The following is a 15403-nucleotide window of genomic DNA, read 5'->3' on the forward strand; positions in this document are numbered from 1 at the left end:
CCCCGGACGTGACGGAGGCGGGGAGCCTGCCCGGCTCCCCGCCTCCTCATGCCTGCCGCGACGAGGTCAGTCGATCGCCTTGATCAGCTCGCCGTCCGTGGTGTCACCGCTGAGCTCCCAGAAGAAGGTGCCGCCGAGGCCCTGCTGGTTCTTGTACTCCATCTTGGTGCCGATGGTGGCCGGGGTGTCGTAGCTCCACCAGTTGGTGCCGCAGTGCGCGTACGCCGTGCCGGCGACGGTGCCGGTCGTGGGGCAGCTGTTCTTGAGCACCTTGTAGTCCTCGATGCCCGCCTCGTACGTGCCGGGGGCCGCGCCGGTCGCCGTGCCGCCCGGCTCGTCCTGGGTGACGCCGGTCCAGCCGCGGCCGTAGAAGCCGATGCCGAGCAGCATCTTGGAGGCCGGGACGCCCTGCGCCTTCAGCTTGTCGATGGCCGCCTCGCTGTTGAAGCCCTCCTTCGGGATGCCCGTGTAGGACGTCAGCGGGGAGTGCGGGGCCGTCGGCCCCTTCGCGTCCCAGGCGCCGAAGAAGTCGTACGTCATCGGGTTGTACCAGTCGACGTACTTCGAAGCGCCGCCGTAGTCGACCGCGTCGAGCTTGCCGCCCTCGGAGCCGTCCGCGCTGATCGCCGAGGTGACCAGGCTGTCCGTGCCGAACTCGGTGCGCAGCGCCGACAGCAGGTTGCCGTAGGCGTCACGGCCGCTGGTGTCGCAGGTCAGTCCGCAGGCGTTGGGGTACTCCCAGTCGATGTCGATACCGTCGAAGACATCGGCCCAGCGCGGATCTTCCACCAGGCTGTGGCAGGACGCGGCGAACGCGGCCGGGTTCCTGGCCGCCTCGCCGAACCCGCCGGACCAGGTCCAGCCGCCGAACGACCAGATGATCTTGAGCTCCGGGTGCAGCTTCTTCAGCTTGCGCAGCTGGTTGAAGTTGCCGCGCAGCTCCTGGTCCCAGGTGTCCGCGACCCCGTCGACCGACTGGTCGGCCGTGTAGGCCTTCTCGTAGTCGGCGTACGAGTCGCCGATCGTGCACTTGCCGCCCTGGACGTTGCCGAAGGCGTAGTTGATGTGGGTGAGCTTGTCGGCCGAGCCGGAGGTCTCGATGTTCTTGACGTGGTAATTGCGCTGGTAGACACCCCAGTTGGTGAAGTATCCGACCACCTTGCCGCCGGCCGCTGTGGGGGCGGCCGGTGCTGCTGCCGGTACGGCGGCCTGCTGGGCGGCGGGGGCCGCTCCGGCGGACCCGGTGCCCGCGACGCCGAGCAGGGCGGCGCCCAGGGCGGCGGTACAGGCGGCGGCCGCGAGGGCCCGGAAACGGGCCCGCGGGCGGTGAAGTCCGGTCATGGTTGCTCCTCGTGGGGGAGGGGACGTGCCAGTGGACGGCCGGCATTCCGCGGACGCGCAGAATTGGCATGAACGCGGAAAGTCGGTTCGCCGAAACCGTAGATGGACTAGACCAGTTGGGTCAATGGTTCGGACCAATTTCCGTGATCGTCCCGGCTGCCCCACCGCTTTTCGGGCGTGTTCTGTCAACCGGTGACGGATACCGTCCGATCGGGCATACTCAACCCGCCACAGCCGCCTGCCTGCGCCTCTCGTAATCCGGGAGGGCAACATCGGCTGGGCAGCAGTGTTTTCCGGGCATCGTCCGGAGATCCCCCGGCGGCGCCGCTCACACCCCGCGCGTGCGACCGCCGCAACGCCCGACAGGGAGGAGAGCGCCGTCATGTCCGACCGAGCCCTGCAATCGGTGGAACGCCGTCTGCCCACCGAGGAGTCCAGGCAACTCGTCGCGCTCGTCCGCGACATCGCCCAGCGGGAGATCGTGCCGCGGGCCGCCGAGGAGGAGGACGCGGGCCGTTTCCCGCGTGAGGTCTTCACCCTGCTCTCCGAGTCCGGCCTGCTCGGCCTGCCCTACGACTCCGTCCACGGAGGCGGGGACCAGCCGTACGAGGTCTACCTCCAGGTCCTCGAAGAACTCGCCGCCGCCCGGCTCACCGTAGGACTCGGCGTCAGCGTCCACTCCCTCGCCTGCCACGCGGTCGCCGGCTACGGCACCAAGGACCAGCAGGCCGACCACCTCCCGGCGATGCTCTCGGGAGGCCTGCTGGGCGCCTACTGCCTTTCGGAGCCCGCCTCGGGCTCCGACGCCGCCTCGCTGCGCACCAAGGCCGTACGGGACGGTGAGGACTGGGTCATCACCGGCACCAAGGCCTGGATCACCCACGGCGGCATCGCCGACTTCTACACGGTCCTGGCCCGCACCGGCGTCGACGGCCCCCGCGGCATCACCGCCTTCCTCGTCCCCGGCGACGCCGCGGGCCTGAGCGCGGCCGTGCCCGAGAAGAAGATGGGGATGAAGGGCTCGCCCACGGCCCAGTTGCACTTCGACGGCGTGCGGGTCCCCGACGCGCGCCGGATCGGTGACGAGGGGCAGGGCTTCGCGATCGCCCTGTCCGCGCTCGACTCCGGCCGGCTGGGCATCGCCGCCTGTGCCATCGGTGTGGCGCAGGCCGCCATGAACGAGGCCGTCGCCTACGCCACCGGGCGCCGGCAGTTCGGCCGCCCCATCGCCGACTTCCAGGGTCTGCGCTTCATGCTCGCCGACATGGCCACCCAGATCGAGGCGGGCCGCGCGCTCTACCTGGAGGCGGCCCGGCTGCGCGACGCGGGAAGCCCCTTCTCCCGGCAGGCGGCCATGGCCAAGCTCTTCTGCACGGATGCCGCGATGCGGGTCACCATCGACGCCGTCCAGGTGCTCGGCGGATACGGCTACACGCTGGACTTCCCCGTCGAGCGGCTGATGCGCGAGGCGAAGGTGCTGCAGATCGTCGAGGGCACCAACCAGATCCAGCGGATGGTCATCGCCCGCCACCTCGCGGGTCCTGAGACGCGCTGACCCGCAGCGGACGGTCCGCCCACACCGGCGTCGTCATGATCCGGTTCCACTCCTGGTCATGGCGGCCCGGCAGCGTCCTGCCGGTGCTCTCCCAGTGCCGGAGCAGCGCCCGGTAGATGGGCGGATCGGTCGAGTGGGGCCCGGATCGCGGTGCCGGGCGGGGCGTCTGCGACGGCGTTGTCGGGGCAGGCGGCTGCGGAACCGATTCTTCGGAGGCCGGAGCGGCGAGGCGGCGACGACCGGGGCCGGCCGTGGAATGCAGCAGGGTCATGCCGGGCCAACGGTACGGAGCCGGGCCGGGTCACTGCCCGGCCGATTCGGGCGCCTGTTCGCCAGGTCCTCTTGGCGCGCCGGGCCGGAGCGGCGGCGGACCGCCCGCATCGCCGCCCCCGGCCGGGGGCGTGGTGCGGCCGGACCGCCCCGGTGCCCTCGGGCCCGTCCGCCGGATCAGGACGGACGGTCCGAGTGCGCGGCGGTCTCAGGCGGCGTCGCGGCGCAGCTGGTGGGGCACCCGGAGCGGGTGCGAGCCGGCACCCCCGGCGTGCGAGAACGGCTGCATCCTCCAGTCGAGCCCCTGGGGGAGCGTCAGCAGCAGGGCCGTCTCCTGCTCCTGGGCCTCCGCCGTCTCGTCGGCGGGCCGGGCCCCGGACGCGGCGCGGCCGGTCCCGGCACACACCGTCAGGACGAACGGGTTCCACGGAGTGGGGCACAGTGCGTGCTCCGGCAGTACGTCCTCGTCCGCCAGGAGCGCGATGGGCTGCGCGCAGTCCGGGCACACGACCCGGTACATCTCGAACGTGTCGTACGCGTCGGGAGCGGTGTCCTCGAAAGGATCAACGGGCTCCGGTTCGGTACGTCCGGTGAGCTTCAGGCTCTGCATGGGAAATTCCCCCCTCGGGTGGGCCGACAAGGCGCCGCGGCCTCGACCACAGCAAGCACTTCCCGTCGCACATCCGGCGTAACCGTGAGGGGCTCGGCTACCGGCGCGTAAACCTGTGGCATTCGTCACATGCCGCTCGCAGGTGCCCTTCACTGCCCTCCACGGCTGTGCCTGGACGGCCCGTGGCCATAGATTGATCCATATGGAGGAGCTGGACCGACAAATCGTGGAGTTGCTCGTCAAGGACGGGCGGATGAGCTACACCGACCTGGGCAAGGCCACCGGCCTGTCCACCTCGGCCGTTCATCAGCGCGTCCGCAGGCTGGAGCAGCGCGGGGTGATCCGGGGCTATGCCGCGGTCGTCGACCCCGAGGCCGTCGGCCTGCCCCTGACCGCGTTCATCTCGGTCAAGCCCTTCGACCCGAGTGCGCCGGACGACATCGCGGAGCGGCTGGCCGGTGTCCCGGAGCTGGAGGCCTGCCACAGCGTCGCGGGCGACGAGAACTACATCCTCAAGGTGCGGGTCGCGACCCCGCTGGAGCTGGAGCACCTGCTCACCCGGATCCGGTCGCTCGCCGGCGTCTCCACCCGCACCACCGTCGTCCTCTCCACGCCCTACGAGGCGCGCCCGCCGCAGATCTGACCTCCCCGCCGCCGGCCGCGGGTGAGGCGGCCGTAAGGGGGGTCGCGCACCGCGCGGGCCCCGGCAGGCGGGAGACTGGTCCTCATGACCGAGAGCACCGCCCCCCAGAGCGAACACCGCACCGTGCTGCTGCGCGGTGGAGACGTCCACAGCCCCGCCGACCCCTTCGCGACCGCCATGGTCGTCGAACGGGGCCATGTCGCCTGGGTGGGGTCGGAAGGAGCCGCCGACGCCTTCGCGAGCGGCGTCGACGACGTGATCGACCTCGACGGGGCCCTGGTCACCCCCGCGTTCACCGACGCACACGTCCACACCACGTCGACCGGTCTGGCCCTCACCGGCCTCGACCTCTCCGGCGCGGCCACCCTCCCCGAGGCCCTCGGCCTCGTGCGGTCGTACGTGGCGGCGCACCCCGCCGACCGGGTGGTCCTGGGGCACGGCTGGGACGCCACGCGCTGGCCCGAGCAGCGCCCGCCCACGCGCGCCGAGCTGGACGCGGCGGCGGACGGGCGGGCCGTCTATCTGCCCCGCGTCGACGTGCACTCGGCGGTCGTCAGCACCGCGCTGCTCGATCTCGTCCCCCAGGCCGCCTCCCTGGACGGCTACCGGCCCGACGCGCCGCTGACGGGCGCCGCCCACCACGCGGTGCGCGCGGCCGCCCACGGAGCCGTCTCGCCGCGGCAGCGTGCCGGTGCCCAGCGCGCCGCGCTGGCCCACGCGGCGTCCCTCGGGATCGGGACCGTCCACGAGTGCGGCGGCCCGGACATCTCCGACGAGGAGGACTTCATCTCGCTGCTGAAGCTGGCGGCCGGGGAGCGGGGGCCGCGCGTCTTCGGCTACTGGGCCGAACAGGTCGGCGACGAGAAGGACGCCCGGCGCATCAGGGAGCTCGGGGCGGTGGGCGCGGCGGGAGACCTCTTCGTCGACGGGTCGCTCGGCTCCCACACCGCCTGCCTCCACGAGCCCTACGCCGACGCGCCGGTCACGGGCGCCGCGCACCTGGACGCCGCGCAGATCGCCGCCCATGTCGCCGCCTGCACCGAGGCCGGGCTCCAGGCAGGCTTCCACGCCATCGGCGACGCGGCACTCACCGCCGTCGTCCAGGGCGTCAGGGCGGCGGCCGGGAAGGTCGGCCTCGGCCGGGTCCGGGCCGCCAGGCACCGCGTCGAGCACGCGGAGATGCTCACCCCCGAAACGGTCGCCGCATTTGCCGAGCTGGGCCTCACCGCCTCCGTCCAGCCCGCCTTCGACGCCGCCTGGGGCGGTGAGGAGGGCATGTACGCCCGCCGGCTGGGTGCCGCGCGGGCGAGGACCCTCAACCCGTACGCGGCGCTCCTGCGGGCCGGTGTGCCCCTCGCGTTCGGCTCCGACAGCCCCGTGACCCCGCTGGACCCGTGGGGGACGGTGCGGGCCGCGGCTTTCCATCAGACGCTCGAGCACCGGATCTCGGTCCGGGCCGGCTTCACCGCCCATACCCGGGGCGGCTGGCGGGCGGTCGGGCGTGACGACGCGGGCACCCTGGTGCCCGGAGCCCCGGCCGACTACGCGGTCTGGCGCACCGAGGAGCTGGTGGTCCAGGCCCCGGACGACCGGGTGGCGCGCTGGTCGACGGATCCCCGGTCGGGAACGCCCGGTCTGCCCGACCTCAGCCCCGGTGGCGACCTCCCGGTCTGCCTGCGCACCGTTGTCTTCGGACAAACTGTCTACGTACGGCCGAACGAGTGACGTGCGGACATTTCGTACCGCCGATCGAAGGCGGCCCCGTTCTGCCACGACCTGGGGATCTTCGGGACTGACCAGGCAAGTTCGGTAAACGATGCAGGTCAGGCAACTATTGACAGAATGCGCCCACTGGCCGGTAGGTTCGGCCAGGTCCACCACAGGACGTCCGACCGGTTAAACCTCCACGCAGTCGTCGAACGCCGCTGGGTCATGGGGTGGTGTGCCGCACCGGCGCACCACCACTGACAGCCAGGTTCAGCGCCCGCGCCTCGGGGGCGAGGGAAGGTTTCAGCCGGGCGGAGGGTGTGACCCGGGTGGGGCCCGGACGTTCAGTAGACAACGGCTCTAGGTCGACCCGCAGCCGGCGGGTCCCAGGTCGGCCCGAAGGGCGCCGGGCCCCCATCCGCAGTTCTGTCCGCACTTCCGTGCTTCTGTCCGCCGCCGTCCCCCACGCCGCCCGACCGGGTCGGTCTGGGCACGTGCCGCGCTCGATATGGTGTGCATCTGCGTACGGACTTAAGGGGCAGTAAGTGAACGACGGCGGTCAGAGGCGATACGGCCCGCTCGGCAGAGCATTGGTGATCATTCCGACCTACAACGAGGCCGAGAACATCAAGCCGATCGTCAGCCGGGTGCGCGCCGCCGTGCCGGAGGCTGACATCCTGGTCGCCGACGACAACAGTCCGGACGGCACCGGCAAGCTCGCCGATGAGATCGCCGCGACGGACGACCAGGTCCACGTGCTGCACCGCAAGGGCAAGGAGGGGCTCGGCGCCGCCTACCTCGCCGGTTTCCGCTGGGGCATGGACCACGACTACGGCGTGCTCGTCGAGATGGACGCCGACGGCTCCCACCAGCCCGAGGAGCTGCCACGCCTGCTCACCGCGCTCAAGGGCGCCGACCTCGTGCTCGGCTCCCGCTGGGTCCCCGGCGGGCGGGTGGTCAACTGGCCCAAGTCGCGCGAGATGATCTCCCGCGGTGGCAGCACGTACTCCCGGCTGATGCTCGGACTGCAGACGCGCGACGTGACCGGCGGCTACCGGGCTTTCCGCACCGAGACGCTGCAGGGCATCGGCCTGGACGAGGTCGCCTCGCAGGGCTACTGCTTCCAGGTCGACCTGGCCCGCCGGGCGATCGAGGCCGGCTTCCATGTCGTCGAGGTCCCGATCACCTTCGTGGACCGGGAGGTCGGTGACTCCAAGATGAGCCGCGACATCCTGGTCGAGGCGCTCTGGCGCGTGACCGCGTGGGGTGTCACCACGCGTACGAACCGGGCGCTCGGCCGCAGGAACCCCTGACCCCGGATCCGGGCGGTCACCGTCACCCCGCTTACCCCGTCCGGACGCCGGCCCAGGCACACTGGGGACATGACGACCGGCACACCGCCCCCGACCGCCCGCAAGCGCTCGCGCGCCCGGACCTTCGTACCCCTCGCCATCGCCGCCTGGGCGGTGCTGGAGATCTGGCTGCTCACCGTGGTGGCGGACGTGGCGGGCGGGTTCACCGTGCTGCTGCTCCTGGCGGCGGGGGTCGTCCTCGGCGCCGTGGTGATGAAGCGGGCCGGCCGCCGCGCCTTCCGCAATCTCACCGAGACGCTCCAGCAGATGCCCGGACAGCCGGGGGCCGACGGGTCGCCCGCGCCGTCGAGTACCCGGGGCAACGGCTTCCTGATGCTCGCCGGTCTCCTGATCATGATTCCGGGGATGATCTCGGACGTGGCCGGACTGCTGCTTCTGGTGCCGCCGGTCCGGTCGGCGCTCAGCAGGTACGCCGAGCGTTCACTGGAACGGCGGATGAGGACCGCCGGGCCCGGCAGCCTCTCGGACGCCTTCCAGCAGGCCCGCATGCACCGCCCTGACGGAAAGGTCGTCCAGGGCGAGGTCATCCGCGAGGAGCCCTCCCGCCCGGACGACACCCCGCGCCCGCCGCTGACGCCGTGACGGTGCCCGGCAAGTGAGCCGGTGACTCCTCGGCGGAGTCCGGCCATGTCACGGTGGGTGTGGCCCTGTCGAGCCCGTCCGGCGGCTGAGGGCCTCCTTGGCGGCGGCCGACGTGGCGAGTCGAGCACCACCGGGCCGGGCCGAGCCCGGGGCCAAGGAGACAGCCCGAGCCCGGTAGCGGGCCGCCCAAGGCCCACGCAATGAGCTGCAGCCCGCCCAAGACCCGGGCAAAGAGCCGCGGGCCGCGACACACAAGGTGTCGCGGCCCGCGGCTCTGTCTCTATGCGTGCTTACGCGGTCAGGCAGACTTCCTGCTGTCCCGCGGATGCACGGCGATATTCATGGCGCCGGAGCGCAGAACCGCCAGCCTCTCGGCCAGCACCTCTTCCAGCTCCTCGCGTGTGCGCCGCTCCATGAGCATGTCCCAGTGCGTACGCGCAGGCTTGCCCTTCTTCTCCTCGGGGCCATCCCCGTCCACCAGGAGTGCCTGGGCGCCACACGCCTTGCACTCCCACTCCGGCGGAATTTCCGCCTCTACCGAGAACGGCATCTCAAATCGATGTCCGTTCTGGCATGCGTACTCCACCGCCTGGCGCGGGGCCAGATCGATGCCGCGGTCCGTCTCGTAGCTGGTAACCACGAGTCGCGTGCCGCGGAGAGCTCGCTCACTCATGAATCGTGCCTCCCGGGCTTGTCGCCCACAGGACAAATGTCGCTGTCGTCGTCATCCGGTCAACGACCGGTCGGCGGCAAAGATTCCCGTTGCCGGTCATGCGTCGCCCGTCGTGCCGCTGCTTTTTCAGGTTTGCGAGTGTTGAAGTACCCGCCAATGCCCGGTTTGTCACATCTGGCGGAAGGTGTCACCCAACGGTTTGGATGCTTCCACTCGCAGTAACGGTCCTCCGGGCAGGCCAAAGGCGTACACTACCGGCCTTTCACTTCAACGTCTAAATCCGTTCGGGAACAGGGTTGCCGGCGGCGGCCACGGCCTGCCGTACCGGCACGCTCGCCAGCAGCACGGAACCGACCACGAAGAACACCACCAACGAGATGATCGCATCCCGGTAACTGCCGGTCAGCTGGTACGCGAGCCCGAACACCAATGGCCCCAGCCAGCTCAGTCCGCGGTCGCTCATCTCGTACGCGGAGAAGTACTCCGCCTCCTTGCCGCGCGGCACCAGATGCGAGTAGAGGGACCGGGACAGCGCCTGGCTACCGCCCAGGACCAGACCGATCGCCGCGGCCAGCGCGTAGAAGAAGACCGGCGAGCCGGCGGGCAGGAAATAGCCGGCGACGAGGATCAGCGTCCAGACCACGAGTGACCCGAGAATCGTGTGCTTCGCCCCGTACGCCCGGGCCATGCGTCCCATGCCGAGCGCCCCGGCGACCGCCAGCACCTGGACCAGCAGTACCGCCGTGATCAGCGTCGTCTGGCTCAGGCCCAGCTCCTCGGAGCCGTACACGGACGCCTGCGAGATGACGGTCTGCACGCCGTCGTTGTAGACGAGGTACGCCAGCAGGAAGGAGAGTGTCAGCGGGTGGCGGCGCATGTCGCGCAGGGTCGCCCTCAGCTGCCGCCAGCCGGATCCGACCGCCTGGCCGCCGGCCTGTTCCGTGTGCCGGTCGCGCAGCCGGCGCAGCGGAATGATGGTGAAGGCGCCCCACCACACACCGGCCGACGCAAGGCAGATCCGCACGGCGTCCGGCTCGGAGAGACCGAAGGAGTCGTGGCCCGTGTACAGGACCAGGTTGAGGACGAGGACCAGCGCCCCGGACGTGTAGCCGAACGCCCAGCCGCGGGAGGAGACCGCGTCCCGTTCGTCGGGCTCCGCGATCTGCGGCAGATAGGCGTTGTAGAGCACCATCGACACGGAGATCGAGGCGTTGGCCACGATGAGCAGGAGGACGCCGAGCAGATAGCGGTCCCCGTCCAGGAAGAACATCGCGGCCGTCGCGGTCGCGCCCGTGTACGCCGCCGCCGCGAGCAGCGGCTTCTTACGGCCCGTACGGTCGGCGGCCGCACCCACGATCGGCATCAGGATCACGGCGACGACGAGGGAGGCCGAGACCGCGTACGCGAACAGCGACCCGGCCCGGACCGGCACCCCGAGCGGATGGACGTATCCGTCGGCGTCGGCGGCGGCCTTGGCGACCGACGTCAGATACGGCCCGAGGAACACCGTGAGGACGCTCGTCGAGTACACGGAGCAGGCGAAGTCGTAGAAGTACCAGCCACGCTGTTCACGGCGCCGCTCGCCGGGGCCTTCCGGCCCGGTTGTCCTGTCCGCCGGCTCGGCCGTGTCCGCGGTCTCGGCGCTCATGGCGCACCCCTCGTCTCTCCCCGTGAAGACGTCGCCGGGCCCGCGTCAGGCCCAGGCCCCCCGCTCGCTCAGCACCGTACGCAGCGTCTCGATGTGATCGGTCATGATGCCATCCACCCCGAGGTCCAGGAGCGCGGTCATCCGCTCCGGTTCGTTGACCGTCCACACGTGCACCTGGAGCCCGCGCGCGTGCGCCTCCCGTACGAAGCGCCGGTCGACGACCCGGACACCGCCCTGGCTCTCCGGAACCTGCGCGCAGACCGCACCGGCGCGCAGGGCCGCCGGGATTCCGTACGAGCGCAACCGCAGTCCCAGGACGCCCCGGACGCCGTAGGACGTGGCGAGCCGCGGGCCCGCGAGCCGGTGCGCCCTGGCCACCCGGGCCTCGGAGAAGGAGCCGACGCACACCCGGTCCCAGGAGCCCGTCCGGCGGATCAGCTCCACGAGCGGCACGAGGGCCGGCGCGGCCTTGATGTCCACGTTCCAGCGGGCTTCGGGAAACGCCTCCAGCAACTCCTCGAACAGGGGAAGCGGCTCCTGGCCGGCCACCCGGGCCCGCCGTATCTCGCTCCACGGCAGCTCCGCTATCCGGCCCCGGGAGTCCGTGACCCGGTCCAGTGTGGGGTCGTGGAAGGCGACCAGCCGGCCGTCCGCCGAGGCGTGGACATCGGTCTCGAAGTACCGGTACCCGGCCCCGGCGGCCCGGCGGAACGCGGCCGCCGTGTTCTCGATCCCGTCCGCCGCCCCGCCCCGGTGGGCGAACGCGAGCGGGGCGGGATGGTCCAGGTAGGGGTGGCGTACGGAAGTCACTGCGGCAGTATGGCCTGCCCGGATGTCCGGGCGGCGACCGTGGCGCCACCGTTGTCCGTGATCGTGAAGAAGCGCAGGAAGAACTGGGCGAGCGGGCCGATGGCCAGGGCGTACAGGACCGTTCCCGCGCCGAGGGAGCCGCCGAGCAGGAAGCCGGTGACCACGACCGCGATCTCGATGGCCGTGCGGACGAACCGGATCGACCGGCCGGTCCGCCGGTGCAGCCCGGTCATCAGCCCGTCGCGTGGTCCGGGACCGAACCGGGCGGCGATGTAGAGCCCCGTCGCCACACCGTTGAGGACGATCCCCGCCACCATCACCCCGGCCTGTGCCACGAGCCCGTGCACCTCGGGGACGAGGGCGAGCGTCCCGTCCATCGCGAGACCGACGGCGAAGACGTTCGAGACGGTGCCCAGGCCCGGCCGCTGCCGGAGCGGTATCCAGAGCAGCAGCACGATCGCCCCGATGATGATCGAGACCACGCCGATGCTGATCCCGGTGCGCTCCGCGAGCCCCTGGTGCAGCACACCCCAGGGCTCCAGGCCGAGTCCGGCGACGACCAGCAGCGCCGAGCTCGCCCCGTACAGCGCCAGCCCGGCGTAGAGCTGGACCAGCCGTCGGGTGAGGTGGGCCCCGCGCGGAGCGGCGGTGATGGACAAGGGGTGCCCCCTGGTGTGGTGATGGTGGCCTGCTGCATGTCACTCTGTGGCAGGGGATTGGCTGCCAACTATGGCCAATCCGAGGAAGGTGGACTGATTCTCATGGCTCAGTGGACTTCGGCCGTCGGCGCGGCACAGCTCGCCCGGCAGCTCCACGCCCAGCAGCCCCGGCCCGCGGGCCCCGGCACGCGCCGGCCGCCCGCCTACCGCGCGCTCGCCGACGGCATCCGGCTGCTCGTCCTCGAAGGCCGGGTCCCGGTCGCCGCCCGCCTCCCCGCCGAGCGCGAGATCGCGCTGGCCCTCTCCGTCAGCCGTACGACGGTCGCCGCGGCCTACGAGGCCCTGCGGGCCGAGGGCTTCCTGGAGTCCCGGCGCGGCGCCGGCAGCTGGACGGCCGTCCCCGCGGGCAATCCGCTGCCCGCCCGGGGACTGGAACCGCTGCCGCCCGAGGCGCTCGGATCGATGATCGACCTCGGCTGCGCCTCGCTGCCCGCCCCCGAGCCGTGGCTCACCCGGGCCGTCCAGGGCGCCCTGGAGGAGCTGGCCCCCTACGCCCACACCCACGGCGACTACCCGGCCGGTCTCCCCGCGCTGCGGCAGATGATCGCCGACCGGTACACCGCGAGCGGCATCCCCACGATGCCCGAACAGATCATGGTCACGACCGGGGCGATGGGCGCCATCGACGCGATCTGCCACCTCTTCGCCGGCCGCGGTGAACGGATCGCGGTGGAGTCCCCGAGCTACGCCAACATCCTCCAGCTGATGCGGGAGGCGGGCGCCCGCCTTGTGCCGGTGGCCATGGAGGAGGGGCTCGGCGGCTGGGACATGCACCGGTGGCGCCAGGTCCTGAGGGACGCGGCGCCCCGGCTCGCGTACGTCGTCGCGGACTTCCACAACCCCACCGGAGCCCTGGCCGACGAGGACCGCCGGCGCGCGCTGGTGGACGCCGCGCGTTCGGCCGGCACGGTCCTGGTGGTCGACGAGACGATGCACGAGCTGTATCTGGACGACGATGTGGACATGCCGCGCCGGGTCTGCGCCTTCGACCCCGCCGGCAGCACCGTCCTCACCGTCGGATCGGCCAGCAAGGCCTTCTGGGCGGGCATGCGCATCGGCTGGGTCCGTGCGGCCCCCGACGTGATCCGCAGCCTGGTGGCCGCCCGCGCCTATGCCGACATGGGAACCCCGGTCCTCGAACAGCTCGCCGTCAACTGGCTGATGCGGACCGGCGGCTGGGAGGAGGCCGTGCAGATCCGCCGGGAGCAGGCGCGCGACAACCGTGACGCGCTGGTCGCGGCGGTGCGCCGGGAACTGCCGGACTGGGAGTTCTCCGTGCCGCGCGGCGGGCTGACGCTCTGGGTGCGTACCGGCGGGCTCTCCGGATCGCGGCTCGCGGTGGCCGGGGAGCGGGTCGGGGTGCGGGTGCCGTCCGGGCCCCGGTTCGGGGTCGACGGGGCCTTCGAGGGCTATGTGCGGCTGCCGTTCACGGTCGGCGGCCCGGTCGCGGACGAGGCGGCCCAGCGGCTGGCCGCCGCCGCCCAGCTGGTCGGTTCCGGGGCGGGCGCGGGGGCGGAGGCGCCCCGGACGTTCGTCGCCTGAGCAGCCGCCGCACAGGACGAGGGGCCCGCGATCATGTGATCCCCGGGCCCCTCGTCGTGTCCGGTCAGTCGCTGAGCGCCAGGCCCTCGACGGCGACGGACGCCGTCACGGGGTCCGCCATCACGGGTTCGGGCCTGCTCGCCTCTACGGCGGTGCGCCGCTCTGGGAGCAGGTCGAGCACGGCCCGGCGCTGCGCCTCGCTTGTCGCGTCGTCGTACGGGTCGGGAGTGGCGGGCACCTGGATGCGCAGTACCTGGCCGGTGCCGAGCCGTGCGTACCCCCTGCCGGGCGGGGCGTCCGGAGTGGGGGTGGTGTGCGGCTCCAGACCGAGGACGGACTCGATCTGGCCGGGGGAGCAGTGGCCGAGCACGACCCGCGCCCTGGTGTGGGACCGGACGGTGTCGCTCAGGCCGTCCAGGCTGTCGAACTGCTCGGTCATCACCACGGTGACGTTGGCGGCCCTGCCGTGGCGCAGAGGCACCTGGAGCAGCTCCTGCGGATCGGGACCGCCGTCGGCGGCGGCGAGGTGGCCGAGGACGCTCGGCCGGTCCAGCAGTATCCAGAGGGGGCGCCTGATGTCCTCGGGTGCGGCCTGACCGGACTGCCGGGCGCGGTTGGCCTCGATCAGCCGGCGCTCCGTCTCGCTGGCCGCCCACTCCAGGGTGGACAGGGCCCCGGCCAGTCCGCATTCGACGGCCAGGACGCCCTCGCGGCCGGTGAAGCACGCGTACTCGCCGGTGCCGCTGCCTTCGATGATCAGGATGTCGCCGTGCTGGAGCGACTGGAGGGCGATGGAGCGCAGGAGGGTGGTGGTGCCGCTGCCGGGCTGTCCGGCGATCAGCAGATGCGGTTCGGTGGAGCGGGCGCCGGTCCGCCAGACGACGCCGGGCGCGTCGCGGGTCTCGTCGCCGTCGCTCACCGGCACGGTGCGCTGGACCGCGTCGTCGTCGGTGAACCCGAGGACCGTCTCGCCGGGGGCGGTGACGAAGCGCTGGGCGGTGAGGGTGGTGGGCAAGGGGTCGAGCACGTTCATCACGAGCTGGTTGCCCTCCTCGTCCCAGCTGAAGAGGTACTCCCGGCCGCGGCCCGACTTGGCGTGCAGCAGCTGTTCGATCCGGGCGCGTGAGGCGGCCTCGCTGTCGGTGAAGTAGGCGGGGTACGTCACGCGGAGACTGCTGATCCGGCCGTTTCCGTCGAACTCGTACGCGCTGAAGACCTTGTCCCAGTCGCCGCCGTGGGTGAACAGCGGACTGGGGTCGTCGGCCGTGGAGAAGTAGGGCACGAGGGCCTCGTACAGAGCCTGCAGGCGCCCTGTCTCCGCCTCGTCCGGGCCGGTCTTGACGGGAGTGCGTTCCCGTCCCTTCCATGCGGCGGCGCCCATCACCATAACCAGGGCCAGCAGCGGCCCGTACGGGATGAGCGCGACCACGAGTACGCAGGCCGCGACGAGGAACAGCGTGGGACCACGCCGGTCCTTGGGCGTCGCGGCCCACTTCTGCCGTCCTGCACCGGCCAGCAGCCGCAGACCACGAGTGATCATGATCAGCGGATGGAGCACGTCGGTGGCGCTGTCGGCGGCCGTGCGCGCGAACTCTCGACTGCGAGTGATCGAAGCGCTGCCGCTGCTCAGAATGCGGGGGAGTGGTCGCCGGGCCACGTCGGTCTCCTGAAGGGGGTGGGAGCGGAACCGGAAGGTCAGAACTTGATCCCGCCCAAGAGGCCGGCGAGGCTCGCTCCGCCCGCGGTGATGCTCGGTGCGATGGCGGTGCCGGCCAGGTAGAAGCCGAACAGGGCGGTGACGAGGGCGTGCGACGCCTTGAGGCCGTCCTTCCTGAAGAACAGGAAGACGATGATGCCGAGGATGACGACGCCTGACATGGAAAGGATCATGAGTGGTTCTCCTGGTTGGGGGGACAGTCACCATGAGTCC

Annotated in this window: 14 protein-coding genes; 6 read left to right on the plus strand and 8 right to left on the minus strand. The window is 71.7% G+C overall.

The genetic code is table 11. The features are described 5' to 3' along the window. Nucleotides 1–66: 66 nt before the first annotated feature. Nucleotides 67–1341, minus strand: a complete 1275-nt coding sequence (locus EAO72_RS07380) for a glycoside hydrolase family 18 protein (protein ID WP_148016359.1) — start codon at nt 1339–1341, stop codon at nt 67–69. Nucleotides 1342–1723: 382 nt separating this feature from the next. Between EAO72_RS07380 and EAO72_RS07385 the strand changes: the two genes are divergently transcribed. Then, a complete protein-coding gene (locus EAO72_RS07385; protein ID WP_148016360.1) occupies nt 1724–2896 on the plus strand; it encodes an acyl-CoA dehydrogenase family protein in 1173 nt (390 codons plus the stop codon). A gap of 478 nt (nt 2897–3374) precedes the next feature. Here EAO72_RS07385 and EAO72_RS07395 read toward each other — a convergent pair whose 3' ends face one another. After that, complete coding sequence (locus EAO72_RS07395) at nt 3375–3776, minus strand: hypothetical protein (protein WP_148016362.1); 402 nt, start codon at nt 3774–3776, stop codon at nt 3375–3377. 202 nt (nt 3777–3978) lie between these two features. Here EAO72_RS07395 and EAO72_RS07400 point away from each other — a divergent pair, with 202 nt between their 5' ends. The 4 genes from EAO72_RS07400 (at nt 3979) to fxsA (ending at nt 8081) form a co-directional block, all read left to right on the plus strand. Continuing rightward, nucleotides 3979–4419 carry an Lrp/AsnC family transcriptional regulator gene (locus tag EAO72_RS07400; protein WP_024493538.1) on the plus strand — a complete coding sequence of 147 codons (441 nt, stop codon included), beginning with the start codon at nt 3979–3981 and terminating at the stop codon, nt 4417–4419. Between the two features lie 84 nt (nt 4420–4503). Beyond that, the gene (locus EAO72_RS07405; RefSeq protein WP_148016363.1) at nt 4504–6144 is read left to right on the plus strand and encodes an amidohydrolase; all 1641 of its coding nucleotides are present in this window, start codon (nt 4504–4506) and stop codon (nt 6142–6144) included. Between the two features lie 527 nt (nt 6145–6671). Beyond that, nucleotides 6672–7439, plus strand: a complete 768-nt coding sequence (locus tag EAO72_RS07410; protein ID WP_148016364.1) for a polyprenol monophosphomannose synthase — start codon at nt 6672–6674, stop codon at nt 7437–7439. Nucleotides 7440–7508: 69 nt separating this feature from the next. Continuing rightward, nucleotides 7509–8081: an FxsA family membrane protein gene (gene fxsA, locus EAO72_RS07415; protein WP_148016365.1), complete on the plus strand. Its 573-nt coding sequence runs from the start codon at nt 7509–7511 to the stop codon at nt 8079–8081. 298 nt (nt 8082–8379) lie between these two features. Here the strand turns inward: fxsA and EAO72_RS07420 are convergent, their stop codons facing one another. From EAO72_RS07420 to yczE, 4 genes are all read right to left on the minus strand, one after another. Then, entirely contained in the window at nt 8380–8754 is a 375-nt protein-coding gene (locus tag EAO72_RS07420; protein ID WP_003959706.1) for an RNA polymerase-binding protein RbpA, read from the minus strand. A 274-nt stretch (nt 8755–9028) separates the two neighbouring features. Beyond that, nucleotides 9029–10402, minus strand: coding sequence for an MFS transporter (locus EAO72_RS07425; RefSeq protein WP_148016366.1), 1374 nt, complete (start codon nt 10400–10402; stop codon nt 9029–9031). 45 nt (nt 10403–10447) lie between these two features. Then, nucleotides 10448–11212: a glycerophosphodiester phosphodiesterase gene (locus EAO72_RS07430; RefSeq protein ID WP_148016367.1), complete on the minus strand. Its 765-nt coding sequence runs from the start codon at nt 11210–11212 to the stop codon at nt 10448–10450. After that, nucleotides 11209–11871 carry a membrane protein YczE gene (gene yczE / locus EAO72_RS07435; RefSeq protein ID WP_148016368.1) on the minus strand — a complete coding sequence of 221 codons (663 nt, stop codon included), beginning with the start codon at nt 11869–11871 and terminating at the stop codon, nt 11209–11211. The genes EAO72_RS07430 and yczE overlap by 4 nt, the downstream gene beginning before the upstream one ends. Nucleotides 11872–11973: 102 nt before the next feature. Here yczE and EAO72_RS07440 point away from each other — a divergent pair, with 102 nt between their 5' ends. Next, entirely contained in the window at nt 11974–13473 is a 1500-nt protein-coding gene (locus EAO72_RS07440; RefSeq protein WP_148016369.1) for an SCO1417 family PLP biosynthesis transcription factor, read from the plus strand. Between the two features lie 64 nt (nt 13474–13537). On the opposite strand, the gene EAO72_RS07445 is transcribed toward EAO72_RS07440, so the two are convergent. Both EAO72_RS07445 and EAO72_RS07450 read right to left on the minus strand, forming a co-directional pair. After that, entirely contained in the window at nt 13538–15130 is a 1593-nt protein-coding gene (locus EAO72_RS07445) for an ATP-binding protein (protein WP_148016370.1), read from the minus strand. Nucleotides 15131–15168: 38 nt separating this feature from the next. Then, entirely contained in the window at nt 15169–15363 is a 195-nt protein-coding gene (locus EAO72_RS07450; protein WP_018103962.1) for a hypothetical protein, read from the minus strand. Between the last annotated feature and the right edge of the window lie 40 nt (nt 15364–15403).

The organism is Streptomyces sp. OR43 (genome assembly GCF_008042275.1).
Lineage (GTDB): Bacteria > Actinomycetota > Actinomycetes > Streptomycetales > Streptomycetaceae > Streptomyces.

Excerpts from the sequence above, each read along its gene's own strand:
- EAO72_RS07425 (WP_148016366.1), bottom strand. The coding sequence starts at position 10,402 with ATGAGCGCCGAGACCGCGGACACGGCCGAGCCGGCGGACAGGACAACC.
- EAO72_RS07450 (WP_018103962.1), bottom strand. The coding sequence starts at position 15,363 with ATGATCCTTTCCATGTCAGGCGTCGTCATCCTCGGCATCATCGTCTTC.
- EAO72_RS07440 (WP_148016369.1), top strand. The coding sequence starts at position 11,974 with ATGGCTCAGTGGACTTCGGCCGTCGGCGCGGCACAGCTCGCCCGGCAG.
- EAO72_RS07400 (WP_024493538.1), top strand. The coding sequence starts at position 3,979 with ATGGAGGAGCTGGACCGACAAATCGTGGAGTTGCTCGTCAAGGACGGG.
- EAO72_RS07385 (WP_148016360.1), top strand. The coding sequence starts at position 1,724 with ATGTCCGACCGAGCCCTGCAATCGGTGGAACGCCGTCTGCCCACCGAG.
- EAO72_RS07380 (WP_148016359.1), bottom strand. The coding sequence starts at position 1,341 with ATGACCGGACTTCACCGCCCGCGGGCCCGTTTCCGGGCCCTCGCGGCC.
- EAO72_RS07420 (WP_003959706.1), bottom strand. The coding sequence starts at position 8,754 with ATGAGTGAGCGAGCTCTCCGCGGCACGCGACTCGTGGTTACCAGCTAC.
- fxsA (WP_148016365.1), top strand. The coding sequence starts at position 7,509 with ATGACGACCGGCACACCGCCCCCGACCGCCCGCAAGCGCTCGCGCGCC.
- EAO72_RS07395 (WP_148016362.1), bottom strand. The coding sequence starts at position 3,776 with ATGCAGAGCCTGAAGCTCACCGGACGTACCGAACCGGAGCCCGTTGAT.
- EAO72_RS07405 (WP_148016363.1), top strand. The coding sequence starts at position 4,504 with ATGACCGAGAGCACCGCCCCCCAGAGCGAACACCGCACCGTGCTGCTG.